General features: G+C 72.9%; 10 protein-coding genes. 2 read left to right on the forward strand and 8 right to left on the reverse strand.

What is annotated here, in order from left to right; all coding sequences use genetic code 11:
* The first annotated feature begins 10 nt into the window (after positions 1-10).
* Complete coding sequence (locus tag DC008_RS25345; RefSeq protein WP_108708917.1) at positions 11-808, forward strand: maleylpyruvate isomerase family mycothiol-dependent enzyme; 798 nt, start codon at positions 11-13, stop codon at positions 806-808.
* A 102-nt stretch (positions 809-910) separates the two neighbouring features.
* On the opposite strand, the gene DC008_RS25350 is transcribed toward DC008_RS25345, so the two are convergent.
* The 7 genes from DC008_RS25350 to DC008_RS25380 all read right to left on the reverse strand — a co-directional run bounded on the left by DC008_RS25350 (position 911) and on the right by DC008_RS25380 (position 7,576).
* Entirely contained in the window at positions 911-1,561 is a 651-nt protein-coding gene (locus tag DC008_RS25350) for an LAETG motif-containing sortase-dependent surface protein (protein ID WP_244221413.1), read from the reverse strand.
* A 183-nt stretch (positions 1,562-1,744) separates the two neighbouring features.
* A complete protein-coding gene (locus DC008_RS25355) occupies positions 1,745-2,866 on the reverse strand; it encodes an LOG family protein (RefSeq protein WP_108708919.1) in 1,122 nt (373 codons plus the stop codon).
* 34 nt (positions 2,867-2,900) lie between these two features.
* The gene (locus DC008_RS25360; RefSeq protein WP_108710844.1) at positions 2,901-3,320 is read right to left on the reverse strand and encodes a VOC family protein; all 420 of its coding nucleotides are present in this window, start codon (positions 3,318-3,320) and stop codon (positions 2,901-2,903) included.
* Between the two features lie 96 nt (positions 3,321-3,416).
* On the reverse strand, positions 3,417-4,763 hold the full coding sequence (locus DC008_RS25365) for a hypothetical protein (RefSeq protein ID WP_108708920.1): 1,347 nt from the start codon (positions 4,761-4,763) through the stop codon (positions 3,417-3,419).
* Positions 4,745-5,485, reverse strand: a complete 741-nt coding sequence (locus DC008_RS25370; protein WP_108710845.1) for an ABC transporter ATP-binding protein — start codon at positions 5,483-5,485, stop codon at positions 4,745-4,747. Before DC008_RS25370 ends, DC008_RS25365 begins: the two co-directional genes overlap by 19 nt.
* Before the next feature lie 179 nt (positions 5,486-5,664).
* A complete protein-coding gene (locus DC008_RS25375) occupies positions 5,665-7,038 on the reverse strand; it encodes an aspartate aminotransferase family protein (protein ID WP_055623261.1) in 1,374 nt (457 codons plus the stop codon).
* 19 nt (positions 7,039-7,057) lie between these two features.
* Positions 7,058-7,576, reverse strand: coding sequence for an Lrp/AsnC family transcriptional regulator (locus DC008_RS25380; RefSeq protein ID WP_108708921.1), 519 nt, complete (start codon positions 7,574-7,576; stop codon positions 7,058-7,060).
* 181 nt (positions 7,577-7,757) lie between these two features.
* Between DC008_RS25380 and DC008_RS25385 the strand changes: the two genes are divergently transcribed.
* The gene (locus DC008_RS25385; RefSeq protein ID WP_108708922.1) at positions 7,758-9,197 is read left to right on the forward strand and encodes a gamma-aminobutyraldehyde dehydrogenase; all 1,440 of its coding nucleotides are present in this window, start codon (positions 7,758-7,760) and stop codon (positions 9,195-9,197) included.
* Between the two features lie 67 nt (positions 9,198-9,264).
* Here the strand turns inward: DC008_RS25385 and DC008_RS25390 are convergent, their stop codons facing one another.
* Positions 9,265-14,121: a DNA repair ATPase gene (locus tag DC008_RS25390; protein ID WP_108708923.1), complete on the reverse strand. Its 4,857-nt coding sequence runs from the start codon at positions 14,119-14,121 to the stop codon at positions 9,265-9,267.
* Positions 14,122-14,195: the final 74 nt, after the last annotated feature.

Consider the following 14,195-nt stretch of genomic DNA (forward strand, 5'->3'; position numbering starts at 1 on the left):
GGGTGCGGGCATGACGACGCTCGCACATGATCGCTACTGCGACGAGATAGATCACCAGGTCGGCCTGCTGAGGGCCGTGGTGACCTCCGGGGCCGACCTGTCGGCCATCGTGCCGACCTGCCCCGACTGGTCGCTGGAGCAGCTCGTCCGGCACACGGGAGAGGCCCTGCGCTGGGTGGAGCTGATGGTGCGGACACGCGCCGAGAAGGAGATCCCGGAGGAGACCGTGCCGGGCGCCCAGGGCCCCGACGCGCAGGGCGACCCCGCCGCGCTCGACGCCTGGCTGGCGGAGACCGGCGACCTGCTCGTCGGCACGCTGCGGGAGGCCGGCCCGGACACGGCCGTGTGGTCGTGGGCCGGGGTCCCCACCGCCGGGTTCTGGGCCCGCCGGATGACGCACGAGCTCACCATCCACCGCGCCGACGCGACGCTCGCCGCCGGACTGCCGTACGAGGTGGCCCCCGAGATCGCGGCCGACGCGATCGACGAGTGGCTGGAGATCGTGCAGTGGGCGCAGCGGACCATCCCCGACGACCCGGCGCGCGAACTGCGCCGGCCCGGCGCGAGCATCCATCTGCACGCCACCGACCCCACGCCCGGGGTGGACGCCGAGTGGTTCGTCGACCTCGGCGGGGACGCGATCGTATGGCGGCGCGGGCACGAGAAGGCGACGGTCGCGCTGCGCGGCAGCCTCACCGACGTCCTGCTGGCGTTCTACCGCCGACTGCCGCTGGACGCGCCGGAGTTGGAGGTCCTGGGTGAGCGGGAGCTGCTGGAGTTCTGGCTGGAGCGGGCGACGTTCGGCTGAGGGCTGAGGGCTGAGCGCGAAGGCCTGGTGCGGGCTCCGGACACGGCAGTGGCCCGCCCCCGGGAAGGGGACGGGCCACAACGGTGTGACGGAAGGGCGGGATCAGCCCTCGCTCTTGGCCCCACGGCGACGCAGGCCGAAGAAGACCGCTCCTCCGCCGACGGCGACCAGGGCGACCGCGATGCCCGCGATCAGACCGGTGTTGGAGTTCGCACCGGTCTCGGCCAGGTTGGAGTCGCCGGCCGCCGGGGACGGGACGTTCTCCGCCGGGGCGGTGGTCGACGCGCTCTCGGAAGGAGCCGGGCTCTCGGTCTCCTCGGCCGGGGTCGAGGCGGAGTCCGACGGCGTCGGCGTGTCCGACGGAGCCGGGGGGTTCTCCTCGTCCTTCTTGCAGGCGGTGGACGGCGTCGTGAGGTTCGGCTCGATGTCCTCGTCGACGTAGCCCGCGGCCTTGACGTGCACGCGGTACTCGGCGTTCGGCTTCCAGTCCTCGGCGAAGGTGATGGTGACACCCTCGCGCGAGCCCTTGACCACCTGCTCGCCGACCTTCTCGAGGTCGGCGCCGTTGTTCTGCAGGAACACGGTGACCGTCGCGGGGATACCGCTGGGGTCCTTGTCCGTGACCGTGATGACGCCCTTGTCGCCGTCGCACTTGGCTTCGGCGGAGAATTCACTGATGTCGCACGCGAGCGCGTTGCCCGCGACGGAGAGGGCCAGGGCGGCCGAGGCGGACGCCACGCCCAGGGCCCGCACGGAACGTGCGACAGTACGGCGGTTTATGGACACGTTTGTCCTTACGGGAGTTGCACCACTGAGGGGGGTTGGAAGGGGGCGGCGACGGGACATCACCGTCCCCGTGAGACTCACAGATTTATAAGCGTCGCATAAGCACTGTCAACGCATATGCGGCCGACGGGCGTTGGCTTTGCCGTCTTATTAACCGAGGAGACGTTTCAACGCCTCCGGCGCCTCCTCGATCCGGTCGACGAGCGCGATCCGCGCCTCCATCGACCGCTCGCGCGCCAGTGACTGGAGCAGGGGCCACACGGGCAGCCTCTCGGTCCAGTGCGCCCGGTTCACGAGCACCATGGGTGTGGGCTCGCCGCGCGACTCGTAGTAGTTGGGCGTCGCGTTGTCGAAGACCTCCTGGACGGTGCCGGCGGCCCCGGGCAGGAAGACGACCCCCGCCGTGCAGCGCGCCAACAGGCCGTCCTCGCGGGTGGCGTTGGAGAAGTACTTCGCGATGTGGGAGGCGAAGGGGTTCGGCGGCTCATGGCCGTAGAACCAGGTCGGGATGCCGACCGAACGGCCGCCCCCGGGCAGGCGCTCCCGCACCTCGAAGGCGGCCGCCGCCCAGTCGGTCACGGAGGGCGTGAAGCCCGGTGCCTTGGCCAGCAGCCGAAGGGCGTCGCCCAGTTCCTCGTCGCCGTACGGGGCGAGATACGCGCCGAGGTTGGCCGCCTCCATGGCGCCGGGACCGCCGCCGGTGGCGACGGTCAGACCGGTGCGCGCCAGCTCCCGGCCGAGCCGGGCCGCGCCCTCGTACTCCGTGGTGCCGCGGCGCATCGCGTGACCGCCCATCACGCCCACCACCCGTGCGCCGGACAGGAGTTCGTCCAGGGCGTCGGAGACCGCGTCGTCGTGCAGCGCGCGCAGCGTCGAGGCGTACACGTCCCGGTCGGCCTTGGTGCGCTGGAGCCAGGCGTAGGCGCGGGCGTCCGGCGTGGCCTCGTAGCCGTCCGCCAGGGACGCGAACAGCTCCTCCGGGGTGTAGACATGGCCCCGGTACGGGTCGAAGGGGAGGTCGGGCAGCGGCGGGAAGACCAGGGCGCCCTCGGCCCGCACCTTGGCGGCCGCGTCCTCGCGCATCGGGCAGCCGAGGAAGACCGCGCTCGCCGCGCCGGTGGTGAGCAGCTCGCGCGTACGGTCCGTCAGATCGACGGCCTGGACGCGGAATCCGGCGAGGGAGCCGCGCGCCGAGACGACCGCGTCGAACTCCTCGAGCGTCTCTATCTCATGGTCGTCGTGGTGGGCCGCATGGGCGGGCATCGTCTGCACCCGCCCATGCTAAGTCGTCGCTCCTGGCTGTCCCTCAGCCCTCGACGGCCGCCGGGTCCATCCACACGACCTCCCAGGTGTGCCCGTCGAGGTCGTCGAAGGCGCGGCCGTACATGAAGCCCATGTCCTGGACCTGGTCCGACGCGGTGCCGCCGGCCGCCACGGCCTTCTCGACCAGCTCGTCGACCTTGGCGCGGCTCTCCGCGCTCAGACAGATCAGCACCTCGCTGGTCGTGGTGGCGTCCGCGATCTCCTTCTTGGTGAAGGTCGCGTAGAACGGCTTGGTGAGCAACATCGCGACGATGGTGTCGCTGATCACGACCGAGGCCGCGTTGTCGTCGCTGAACTGCGGGTTGAGCGAGTAGCCCAGCTCCGTGAAGAACTTCTTCGAGGCGTCCAGGTCGTTCACGGGCAGGTTGACGAAGATCATCTGCTGGTACGCGGGGGCGGTCATCGCGGTCTCTCCCATTCGGTTCGTCGCTGTTCGGTGAGGTAGACCGGGGGGCCTCGCGAAACTCATCGGCGCCCGGAGATTTTTCCGGGGGCGGGATCAGTGGGACAGGGGGAGCGCGGCCAGTTCGGCCACGACGAGGGTCAGCGGGCCGAAGACGGCGAGCAGGGCGCCCGCCCGCAGGGCCGCCGCGCCGCGCAGAGTCCCCGCCGGGGCACCGAGGCGGAGCAGGGCCGCCGTGGTGCCGGAGCGGTCCTGCCGGGCCTCGACGGCGGCCGTGCAGAGCGTGGCGACGGCGCAGCCGGTGACGACGGCGGCGCCCAGCGCGGTGAGCGGACCGAAGGAGTCCGAGTCCGGCAGGGGCGTCATGGCGACCGCCGCCGAGGCCACCGCGCAGACGACGCCGAGGGGGCGCCCGATCCGGGTGGCCTCCTCCATCAGGCCCCGGCCCGCGAGCAGCCGCAGCGCCCCGGGGCGCACGGCCTGCAGCAGCAGGCCGCACAGGTGGGTGAGGCCGGGGGCGAGCAGCGCGAGGCCCACCGCGGTGAGCAGCCAGCCGACCAGCACCCCGGTGGGTCCCGCGGGCAGCGCCGCGGGCAGCGCGGGCCCGCCGTCGTCCGTCGCGCCGGCGGCGTACGTCTCGACGGCCAGGCCGGCCGCGAGTACGGCGACACCCCAGGGCAGCCCCTTGGGCGCGGGGTGCGGCGCCGGAAGCTCCGGCACGCTCTCGACGGCGGGGGTCTCGACGGCGGGTGTCTCCACCGCCACCGTGCCTTCCGCCGGCTCAGGTTCCTCCCGCCCGGCGCCCCGCTCGGCCCCGCCCGTCCGGGTGCCGAACCGGCCGTAGGACCCGAAGGTCTCCCGGGCCGCCACCCGCCCGGTCGCCCCGAAGCGGCCGTACGACCGTCTGCCGCCGCCGTCGGGCGCCGGGCCGAGCACCGTGGGCCGCAGGACGAACGCCACCGCGGCCGACGCGAGCACCGGCACCAGGGCCAGCAGGGTCAGGGAGCCCGGCACCGGCAGCGGGGTGCCCGCCGCGAGCGCCTCCGTGGCCGCCCCGTCGAACGGCATACCGGTGAGGTCGCCCCGCAGATGCAGGAAGACCAGCAGCGCCAGCATCGAGCCGAGCACACAGGACAGGGCCGTGGTGGTGGCCGAGACCAGCATCAGGCGCGCCGGGCCCAGGCCCACCGCGGCGAGGCCGGGACGCGGCCGGGTGCCGGGGTCCGTGCGGGCGACGGCCACCGCGAGATGCACCGTCGCGGCGACCGGGGGCAGGCACCAGACGAGCCGGGCGGTCGCGTCGGCGGGGGAGCCGGGGTGGGCGAGGGCGTAGCCCAGCGCGCACAGCAGCAGGAACCCGGTGCCCGCCGACGCCGCCGTGACCAGCAGCCGGCGCAGCTGGACGGCGGGCCGGGCGCCGCGGGTCAGGCGGAGAGCGAGCACGCCGCCCGGCCTTCCGTCTCGGGGACGGGAGGCAGGTGCACGGTGTTCACGCGCCGTCCGTCGAGCAGGGCGATGGTGCGGTCGGCGAACGCCGAGCACTCGGTGTCGTGGCCGGTCATGACCACGGTGATGCCGTGCGAGCGGGCCGCCGCCGTCAGGGTGCGCAGCACCTGGGTGCGGTCGGCGCGGCGCAGCGGCGCCGTCGGCTCGTCGGCGAACAGGACCTGGGGCGCGGGGGCCAGGGCGCGGGCGATGCTGACGCGCTGGCGTTCGGCCTGGACGAGCTGGTGCGGGCGCTTGCGGGCGGCGTCGCCGATGTCCAGGCGCTCCAGCCACTCCAGCGCGGCCTGCTTGGCGCGGCGCCGGCCGGTGCCGCGCAGCATCAGGGGCAGGGCGGTGTTCTCCCAGACGTTCAGCTCGGGGACCAGCGAGGGGGCCGGGTCGATCCAGGCGAAGCGGTCGCGGCGGAGCCGGTCGCGGGCCTGGGCGCCCATGGTGTGCACCGGCACGCTGTTGAACCAGACCTCGCCGGAGCGCGCCGGGACCAGTCCCGACAGACAGCGCAGGAGGGCCGTCTTGCCGCTGCCGCGCGGGCCGACCACGGCGAGGATCTCGCTCTCCCGGACCCCGAGCGAGACACCGCTGAGCGCGGGCGAGCCGTCGTTGTACGAATAGTGCAGGGCGCGTGCCCAGAGCACGTCGTTGTCCGGCGGAGCCACCATGGCGTACACCTCGGTTCAGATCCGTAGTTCCCGTGCCGTTCCCCCGTCCGGGGGAACGAAGACAGGGCCGATCGGTTACCAGGCACGCTAAGGACCGGGGCGTCGAACGCCGGACAGCACGCGGCGGGGGTGCACCCTTCTCACTCCTACGGGCGCACCCCCGCCGACGGGCCGGTGGGTCAGAGCTTCGTCCACGCCTCCTCGAGGGTGACGCGCAGGATCTGCTCGATCTCGTCGAAGGTGCCCTGGTCGGAGATCAGCGGCGGGGCCAGCTGGATCACCGGGTCGCCCCTGTCGTCGGCGCGGCAGTACAGGCCGTTCTCGAAGAGCTTCTTCGACAGGAAGCCGTACAGGACGCGCTCGGTCTCCTCGTCGGTGAAGGACTCCTTGGTCGCCTTGTCCTTGACCAGCTCGATGCCGTAGAAGAAGCCGTTGCCGCGGACGTCGCCGACGATCGGCAGGTCGTGGAGCTTCTCCAGGGTGGAGCGGAAGGCGCCCTCGTTGTCCAGGACGTGCTGGTTGAGGTTCTCGCGCTCGAACAGGTCGAGGTTGGCGAGGCCCACCGCCGCCGACACGGGGTGGCCGCCGAAGGTGTAGCCGTGCAGGAAGGTGTTGTCGCCCTTGTAGAACGGCTCGGCCAGGCGGTCGGAGATGATGCAGGCGCCGATCGGGGAGTAGCCCGAGGTCATGCCCTTGGCGCAGGTGATCATGTCCGGGACGTAGTCGAACTTGTCGCAGGCGAACATGGTGCCGAGGCGGCCGAAGGCGCAGATGACCTCGTCGGAGACGAGCAGCACGTCGTACTGGTCGCAGATCTCGCGGACCCGCTGGAAGTAGCCGGGCGGGGGCGGGAAGCAGCCGCCCGCGTTCTGCACGGGCTCCAGGAAGACCGCGGCGACCGTGTCCGGGCCCTCGAAGAGGATCTGCTGCTCGATCTGGTCGGCGGCCCAGCGGCCGAAGGCCTCGGGGTCGTCGCCGAAGAGCGGGGCGCGGTAGATGTTGGTGTTCGGCACCTTGTGCGCGCCGGGGACCAGCGGCTCGAAGGGCGCCTTCAGGGCGGGCAGGCCGGTGATGGACAGGGCGCCCTGCGGGGTGCCGTGGTAGGCGACCGCGCGGGAGATGACCTTGTGCTTGGTGGGCTTGCCGACGAGCTTGAAGTACTGCTTGGCGAGCTTCCAGGCGGTCTCGACGGCCTCGCCGCCGCCGGTGGTGAAGAAGACCTTGTTCAGGTCGCCCGGGGCGTGGTGGGCCAGGCGCTCGGCCAGCTCCACGGCCTTGGGGTGGGCGTACGACCAGATCGGGAAGAACGCCAGCTCCTGGGCCTGCTTGCTGGCGGTCTCGGCGAGCTCGGTGCGGCCGTGTCCGGCCTGTACGACGAAGAGACCGGCGAGTCCGTCCAGGTACCGCTTGCCCTGGTCGTCGAAGATGTGGGTCCCCTCACCGCGGACGATCGTCGGGACGGGGGCCTTCTCGTACGAGGACATGCGCGTGAAGTGCATCCACAAGTGGTCGTACGCGGTCCTGCCGAGGTCCTGAGGGCTGTTGGTGCTCACGGTTATCGGGTCCTCACGGTTATCGGGTTCCCCACATGTAGGTCTGCTTCTTGAGCTTGAGGTAGACGAAGCTCTCCGTCGAACGCACGCCCGGGACGGCCCGGATGCGCCGGTTGATGACCTCCAGGAGGTGGTCGTCGTCCTCGCAGACGATCTCCACCATCAGGTCGAAGGAGCCGGCGGTCATCACCACGTACTCGCACTCGGCCATGGCGGTCAGCGCGTCGGCCACGGACTCCACGTCGCCCTCGACGTTCACGCCGACCATCGCCTGCCTGCGGAAGCCCACGGTCAGCGGGTCCGTGACGGCGACGATCTGCATGACGCCCTGGTCGAGCAGCTTCTGGACGCGCTGGCGCACGGCCGCCTCGGACAGGCCGACGGCCTTGCCGATCGCGGCGTACGGCCGGCGGCCGTCCTCCTGGAGCTGTTCGATGATGGCGAGGGAGACGGCGTCCAGCTGGGCACCGCCGCCGTTTCTGGACTCGCGGGAGTCCCTGTGCTCTGCGCTTCGACTGGCCACGGGGTCACTCTGCACGACGTCTCGACAGTTCCGCAAGGCCGAAGCGATGAAATTCGTTGTTCACATCCCCTATGCCTGCGGATTTCGCAGATCCGGAGCCGGTGGGGGTGTTGAAAACGCGGGTCGGGCGATTAGGGTGGGTGTCTCAGAGAATGGACAGCCCAAAACCAGTGAAGACCCTGACAGGAGGCCGGCAGTGAGCACCGAGCTGCGTCGTCTGCGCAACTACATCGACGGTGAGTTCCGGGACGCCGCCGACGGACGGACCACCGAGGTGGTCAACCCCGCGACGGGCGAGGCGTACGCGACCGCGCCGCTGTCCGGACAGGCGGACGTCGACGCCGCCATGGAGGCGGCGGCCCGGGCCTTCCCGGCCTGGCGCGACGCCACCCCCGCCGAGCGCCAGAAGGCCCTGCTGAAGATCGCGGACGCCTTCGAGGAGCGCGCCGAGGACCTGATCGCCGCCGAGGTGGAGAACACCGGCAAGCCGATCGGCCTGACGCGGTCCGAGGAGATCCCGCCGATGGTCGACCAGATCCGCTTCTTCGCCGGCGCGGCGCGGATGCTGGAGGGCCGCTCCGCGGGCGAGTACATGGAGGGCCTGACCTCGATCGTGCGCCGTGAGCCGATCGGCGTCTGCGCGCAGGTCGCGCCGTGGAACTACCCGATGATGATGGCCGTGTGGAAGTTCGCCCCGGCCCTCGCCGCGGGCAACACGGTCGTCCTGAAGCCGTCGGACACGACCCCCGCGTCGACCGTCCTGATCGCCGAGATCATCGGCGCGATCCTGCCGAAGGGCGTCTTCAACGTCATCACCGGCGACCGTGACACCGGCCGCATGATGGTCGAGCACCCGACCCCCGCGATGGCCTCCATCACCGGTTCCGTGCGCGCCGGCATGTCGGTCGCCGAGTCCGCGGCCAAGGACCTCAAGCGGGTCCACCTGGAGCTGGGCGGAAAGGCCCCCGTCGTCGTCTTCCAGGACACCGACATCGCCAAGGCCGTCGAGGACATCTCGGTCGCGGGCTTCTTCAACGCCGGGCAGGACTGTACGGCCGCCACCCGTGTGCTCGTCCAGGAGTCCATCCACGACGAGTTCGTGCGGGCGCTCGCCAAGGCCGCCGCCGACACCAAGACCGGTCAGCCGGACGACGAGGACGTGCTGTTCGGCCCGCTCAACAACCCGAACCAGCTCAAGCAGGTCGCCGGGTTCATCGACCGGCGCCCCGCCCACGCCAAGGTCGAGGCGGGCGGCCACCAGGTCGGCGACAAGGGGTACTTCTACGCCCCGACCGTCGTGTCCGGGCTGAAGCAGGACGACGAGATCATCCAGAAGGAGGTCTTCGGGCCGGTCATCACCGTCCAGTCGTTCACCGACGAGGCCCAGGCGATCGAGTGGGCGAACGGCGTCGAGTACGCGCTCGCCTCCTCGGTGTGGACCAAGGACCACGGGCGCGCGATGCGGATGTCCAAGGCCCTCGACTTCGGCTGCGTGTGGATCAACACCCACATCCCGCTGGTCGCGGAGATGCCGCACGGCGGCTTCAAGAAGTCCGGCTACGGCAAGGACCTCTCGGCGTACGGCTTCGACGACTACACGCGTATCAAGCACGTCATGACGTCCCTGGACGTCTGACGCTCCCTTCCGAGCGCGAGGACGCGGCCCCGCTCCCGGCATCACGCCGGGACCGGGGCCGCGGCCGTCAGGCGTCCGGTGCGCCCCCGGCAGGAGGGTTCATGGCGCGGGTGATGGCCGACTCGACGGCGGCGATGCGGTCGGCGAGGAGACCGAGGGCGGCCACCGCGCGGGTCAGCTGGTCGTCCTCCGGACCGCCCAGCGCCTGGGTGCGGACGTGCGCGGCCTTCACCTCCGCCCATCGGGCGGCCTGCGCGGCGGTGAGCGTGCCGCGCAGCTCGGCCAGCTTCAGCAGGTCGGCCTCGGCGCCGGTCGTCAGGGTCTGCGCCTCGGCCCGGTAGTGGTCGTCGATCAGCGCGGTCAGCTCCGCGTCGTTCATGACCGGCTGGACGCGCTGCGCGATCTTGTTCATGTTCCGGTACGAGCCCTGGAGCCGGAACGGCGGCTCCGTGCGGGTGGCGTCGGCCTGCGCGGCGGACGCGATGTAGGCGTCGTTCACCGCGAGCACGGTCGCCCGCACCGTCAGCAGATGGCGCAGCACCGCGAGGATCCGCTCCAGTTCGGCGGGCGCGTAGGGGTGGGCCAGCCGGTCCGGGCGGGCCGTCGGGTCGCCCTCGGCCAGCCGGACGAGCAGGTCGAGGTCGGCCCGGTCGCGTCCGGCGAGCGGCGCCAGCACGGTGTTGGCGGTGAGCGCGTTCTCGATGAAGCTCAGCGCGAAGACCTGCTCCTTGCCGGTGAGGACGTCGCCGAGGTTCCACACGTCGGCGCGGTTGGCGAGCATGTCGGGGACGCGGAAGCGCCCGCCGGACTCGGTGTACGGGTTGCCGGCCATGCAGACCGCGAACCGCTTGCCGCGCAGGTCGTACGTGCGGGGCGTGCCGTCGTGCACCCCGTCGATGGTGCGCGTGGCGTCGCACAGCGGGATGAACTTCTGCAGCAGCTCCGGCGAGGTGTGCTGGATGTCGTCCAGGTACAGCAGGGTGTTGTTGCCCGCCGCCAGCGCGAAGTTGATCTTCTCGACCTCCTGGCGCGCGGTCGCGTTCGGGGCCTCGGCGGGGTCGAGCGAGGTCACGCCCCGGCCCAGCGCGGGACCGCTCACCTTGACCAGCATCAGCCCCAGCCGGTCCGCGACGTACTCGACGAGGGTCGTCTTGCCGTAGCCGGGCGGGGAGACGAGCAGCAGCAGACCGCCGGTGTCGGTCCGCTTGGTGTCACCGGTGGTGCCGAGCTGCCGGGCGAGGCTGTCGCCGACGAGCGGCAGGTACACCTCGTCGATGAGCCGGTTGCGGACGAACGCCGGCATCACCCGCGGGCGGTGCTCGTCGAGCCGCAGCCGGTCCCGCTCCGCGGCCGTCACGGCGGTACGGCGGCGCAGATAGGCGCGGTGCGCGGGGACCTCGTGCGTGGCGAACGCCCGGGTCCGGGCGAGGAATTCGTCGACGCGGAGCGTGAGCCGGCCGCCGCCGATCCGGGGGTGGGCGCCGAGCAGGCCCTCCACGGTCGCGGTCAGCGGCGCCTCGGACTCGTAGCGGGGGAGGCCCGGGCACAGCTCGGCGGCCACGGCCTCCGCCAGGTCCCCGGCGGTGACGTCGGTGCCGGTGGAGGCCGTGTACGCGGACAGCCACGCCTCGACCAGCTGGCGGCGGGCGGCCAGGCCCCCGAGCGCCGCGAGGTCGTCGTCGTAGGCGGAGGTGCCGACCGTACGGCGGAACTTGTCCAGCAGGGTGCGGGCGCCGGCGCTGACGACGAAGCCGTCCGGGCCGCAGGTCAGTTCGTCGAAGAGGTAGTCCGCGGCGGGCCGGCCGCCCTCGCCGCCGATCGCCTCCGCCAGCTCCCGGCACAGCTCCGCGATCGCGGGCGCCAGACCGAACGTGTCGCGGGCGCGGGCCAGCGACACCGCGCGCCGGGCCCAGTCCGCGCGGGCCTCCTCCGTCGTGCCATGGGCCCAGAACAGCTGGGCCCGCGCCCGGGCGGACGGCTCGTGGCGCAGCGGGCCCGCGCTCTCGTACAGGCCGAGCAGCGCGGTGAGGATCAGCGCCGTGTCGTGGTCGTGGACGCCGGGCTCGTACCCCTCGTCGTACGCCTCCCGCGCGGCCCGGCGCACGAGTTCGGGCAGGTCCGCGCCGGCCAGGCCCTCGGCGCCGTGCGTGTCGAGCAGCCGGGCGGCCAGGTGCTCGGCGCGGTAGACGTCCGGGGACTCCGACGGCAGCGGTCGGTCCCAGTGGGCACGGGCCGCCACCAGCTCGGGGTCGGTCAGCGGGGAGCGGTGGTCGGTGCCGGTCACGGCGAAGGCGAGTCCGTCGCCGTCCGGGACCAGGGTGAGGTCGAGCGGCTCGGTGTGCACGGCGAAGCGGTGCCCGCCCAGGCGCAGGGTGCGGCCGCCGTCGGCGTACAGGTCGGTACGGTCCCGCAGGGCGCGCCCTGCCTCCTGGCGGGCGGCCTTCAGCCGTCCGTCCAGCTCCTCCGCCCGTACCTGGTCGCCGAGTTCACGCAGCTCGCCGACGATCCGGCGGACCTTGGCGGGCATCGGGTCGGAGGCGAAGAAGGCCGCGACGGCGTCCGCGTCGGGCAGCGCGACGGCCCGCCGGGCGACGGACCGCAGCACCCGCTCCGCGGAGCCGGCCAGCCGCTCGGCGCGCCGGGCCCGCTCGTCGGCGAGGGCCTGCTTACGGGCCGTGAACACCTCGTGGATCTCGTCGCGCCGGTCGGCGAGCGCGCCGAGGAAGTCGTCGAACTCGGCGAACCGCGACTCCAGGGTCTCCACCCGCACCAGCAGGCGGGCCAGTTGCTCCTCGCACGCGTCGGGGGTGCCGGCGGCCGCGAGGGCGGCGGTGACCGCCTGCCCGAGCAGGGCGAACTCGGCGGCGAACCCCTCCCGCCCCTCCTGGTCGGCGAGTTCGCGGCGGCGGCCGTCGAGGACGGCACGGGCACGGTTGACGCCGCCCGCGACCTCGGCGATCCGTCCCAGGACGGCCGTACGGACCGTGACGTCGGCGATGTCGAGACCGGCGACGACCTCCGTCACCGTGTCCAGCCCCTCGGCGAGTTCGTCGATCCGGGCGGCGACGGGACCGGCCTCGGCGGCGGTCGCGATGCCCGCGGCGTCCGCGAGGAGAGTGTCGACCCGCTCGTGGTGGGCGGCGAAGGCGTCCTCGCGGGCCAGGTCGGTGACCGCCCGGCGGCCGAACGCGTCCAGGTCGGACGCCACGTCGGCGGCCAGCGCGTCGATCCGGTCCGTGTCGGCGTACCGCAGGTCCTTCAGCGTGAGCAGATGCCCCTGCGCGCGGCGCAGTTCGGCGAGCCCCGACACCCAGGCGTCGGCGCCCCGGGGTGCCTCGCCGCGCAGCCGCCGGACGACCGCGGCGACGCGCTCGGCGGCCTCGGTGAGCGCCTCGGCGGCCCGCCGGGTCAGCGCCCGCACGGTACGGAACTCGGTCAGCACCTGCTCGGCGGTCGCCCGCACCCGCCCCAACGGGCCGGCCAGATCGCCGAGTTCCGGCTCGTCCAGCCAGTGGTGGGCGTCGGCCGCGCGGACGCAGGCCGCCGTCAGCGCCTCGTACATCTCGACGGTGGGGGTGGTGTCGGCGACGGCTCCGGCGACGGACAGGCAGTCGGAGATGCCGCGCACCAGATCGGCGTTGCCGACCCGGGCCAGCGGTCCGGCACCGGCCGGCTGCGCGGCGGCGTGGACGTCGGAGACGAAAGGGGAGGTCCACAGCCGCACCGGGTGGACGCGGCCCGGCTCGGCGCTCTCGGCGCCCAGCAGGACCAGCCCGCCGTCGCCGAACAGGGCCCACCCGCCGCTGGCGAGCGGTGTCGACACCTCCTTGCGGATCACGTTGTACGGCAGCAGCAGGGCGCGGCCCGCACCCCGCGCGTGGAACGTGAACAGGACGTCCTCGCCGTTGGGGGAGCGGACGGTCCGCTCGAACTCCAGGAGCCCGGGCTCCTCCGCGACCCCTTCGAAGATCTTGTGCGCGCCGCTCGCCAGGCAGTACCCGCCGGGGAAGACGATCCCCTGGTCCTCGGGGAGCCGGCGGCACGCCTGCCCGATCCCGTCGAGGCGTACGACGGCCCTGGTCAGCGTGTTGAACACCAGGTACCGGTGGGCGTCCTCGTTGTAGGGGCGGATCCGCAGCAGGATCAGCGCGCCCACCCGGGCGTGGGCGATCTCGGCGTCCGCGAGGGCCTGCAACGGCTCGTCGACGGGCTCGGCGTAGACGCCCTGGCCCGTCTCCGTGTCGTCCTCGGTCTTCACGGTGAGAGTGCCGCCGACGGTCGCGACGAACAACTCGTCCCCGACGGACACATGGGGGTGCCGGCCCAGCCGGTGGTCCGCGCGGGTGGCCGGCGTCCAGGTGAAGTCGTGGGCGGGCGGCGCCACATGGTCGCGGTCGCCGCGCGCGTCCAGGAAGGACACCTCGCCGCCGTCCGTCACCGCCCAGCGCAGCACCCGGATGTCGTCCGCCGTCTCACCGGTCTGGAAGACGGCCAGCAGCCTGCCCTCGACGAGCCGCAGCCGCAGCAGCCGGGCCTGCCGGTAGTAGCGGTGCAGCGCGCCGAACTCCCGGACGAACACGGGGTCGTCGAGGAGGCCGGGCACGGCGTCCTCGGGCAGCCGCTTCAGCTCGCGGTCGTGCAGCGCGAACACGTCGCCGACGGCCGGCTCGGTCCCCGCGCCCGGCGGCAGGCCGTGGCCGAAGAGCAGGACGTCCCCGACGGCCACGAGGTCGCGGGGCACACAGGCGTGCCCGGTGTGCAGCCGACCGGTGCCGGCGAGTTCGAGGCGGGCCGAGCCGAACTCCTCGGCCCGGCGGGCGTTCAGCTCCTCGGCGCGCCGGGCGAGTTCGGCGGCCTGCGCGGTGAGCCGGTCCCGCAGCACCTCGTAGGTGCCGGTGTCCAGGCTCGTCGTCCCGGTGGTCATGGGATCCCTCTCGGACGTCTCGGGGTCTCGGCGGACGGCGAAGGCGTGGTCCGGAGCCGCCGTCCCCTGTGCGG

This window comes from Streptomyces nigra (assembly GCF_003074055.1).
Lineage (GTDB): Bacteria > Actinomycetota > Actinomycetes > Streptomycetales > Streptomycetaceae > Streptomyces > Streptomyces nigra.

Coding starts and splice junctions, on each gene's coding strand:
- DC008_RS25345 (WP_108708917.1), top strand. CDS start 11: ATGACGACGCTCGCACATGATCGCTACTGCGACGAGATAGATCACCAG.
- DC008_RS25360 (WP_108710844.1), bottom strand. CDS start 3,320: ATGACCGCCCCCGCGTACCAGCAGATGATCTTCGTCAACCTGCCCGTG.
- DC008_RS25370 (WP_108710845.1), bottom strand. CDS start 5,485: ATGGTGGCTCCGCCGGACAACGACGTGCTCTGGGCACGCGCCCTGCAC.
- DC008_RS25390 (WP_108708923.1), bottom strand. CDS start 14,121: ATGACCACCGGGACGACGAGCCTGGACACCGGCACCTACGAGGTGCTG.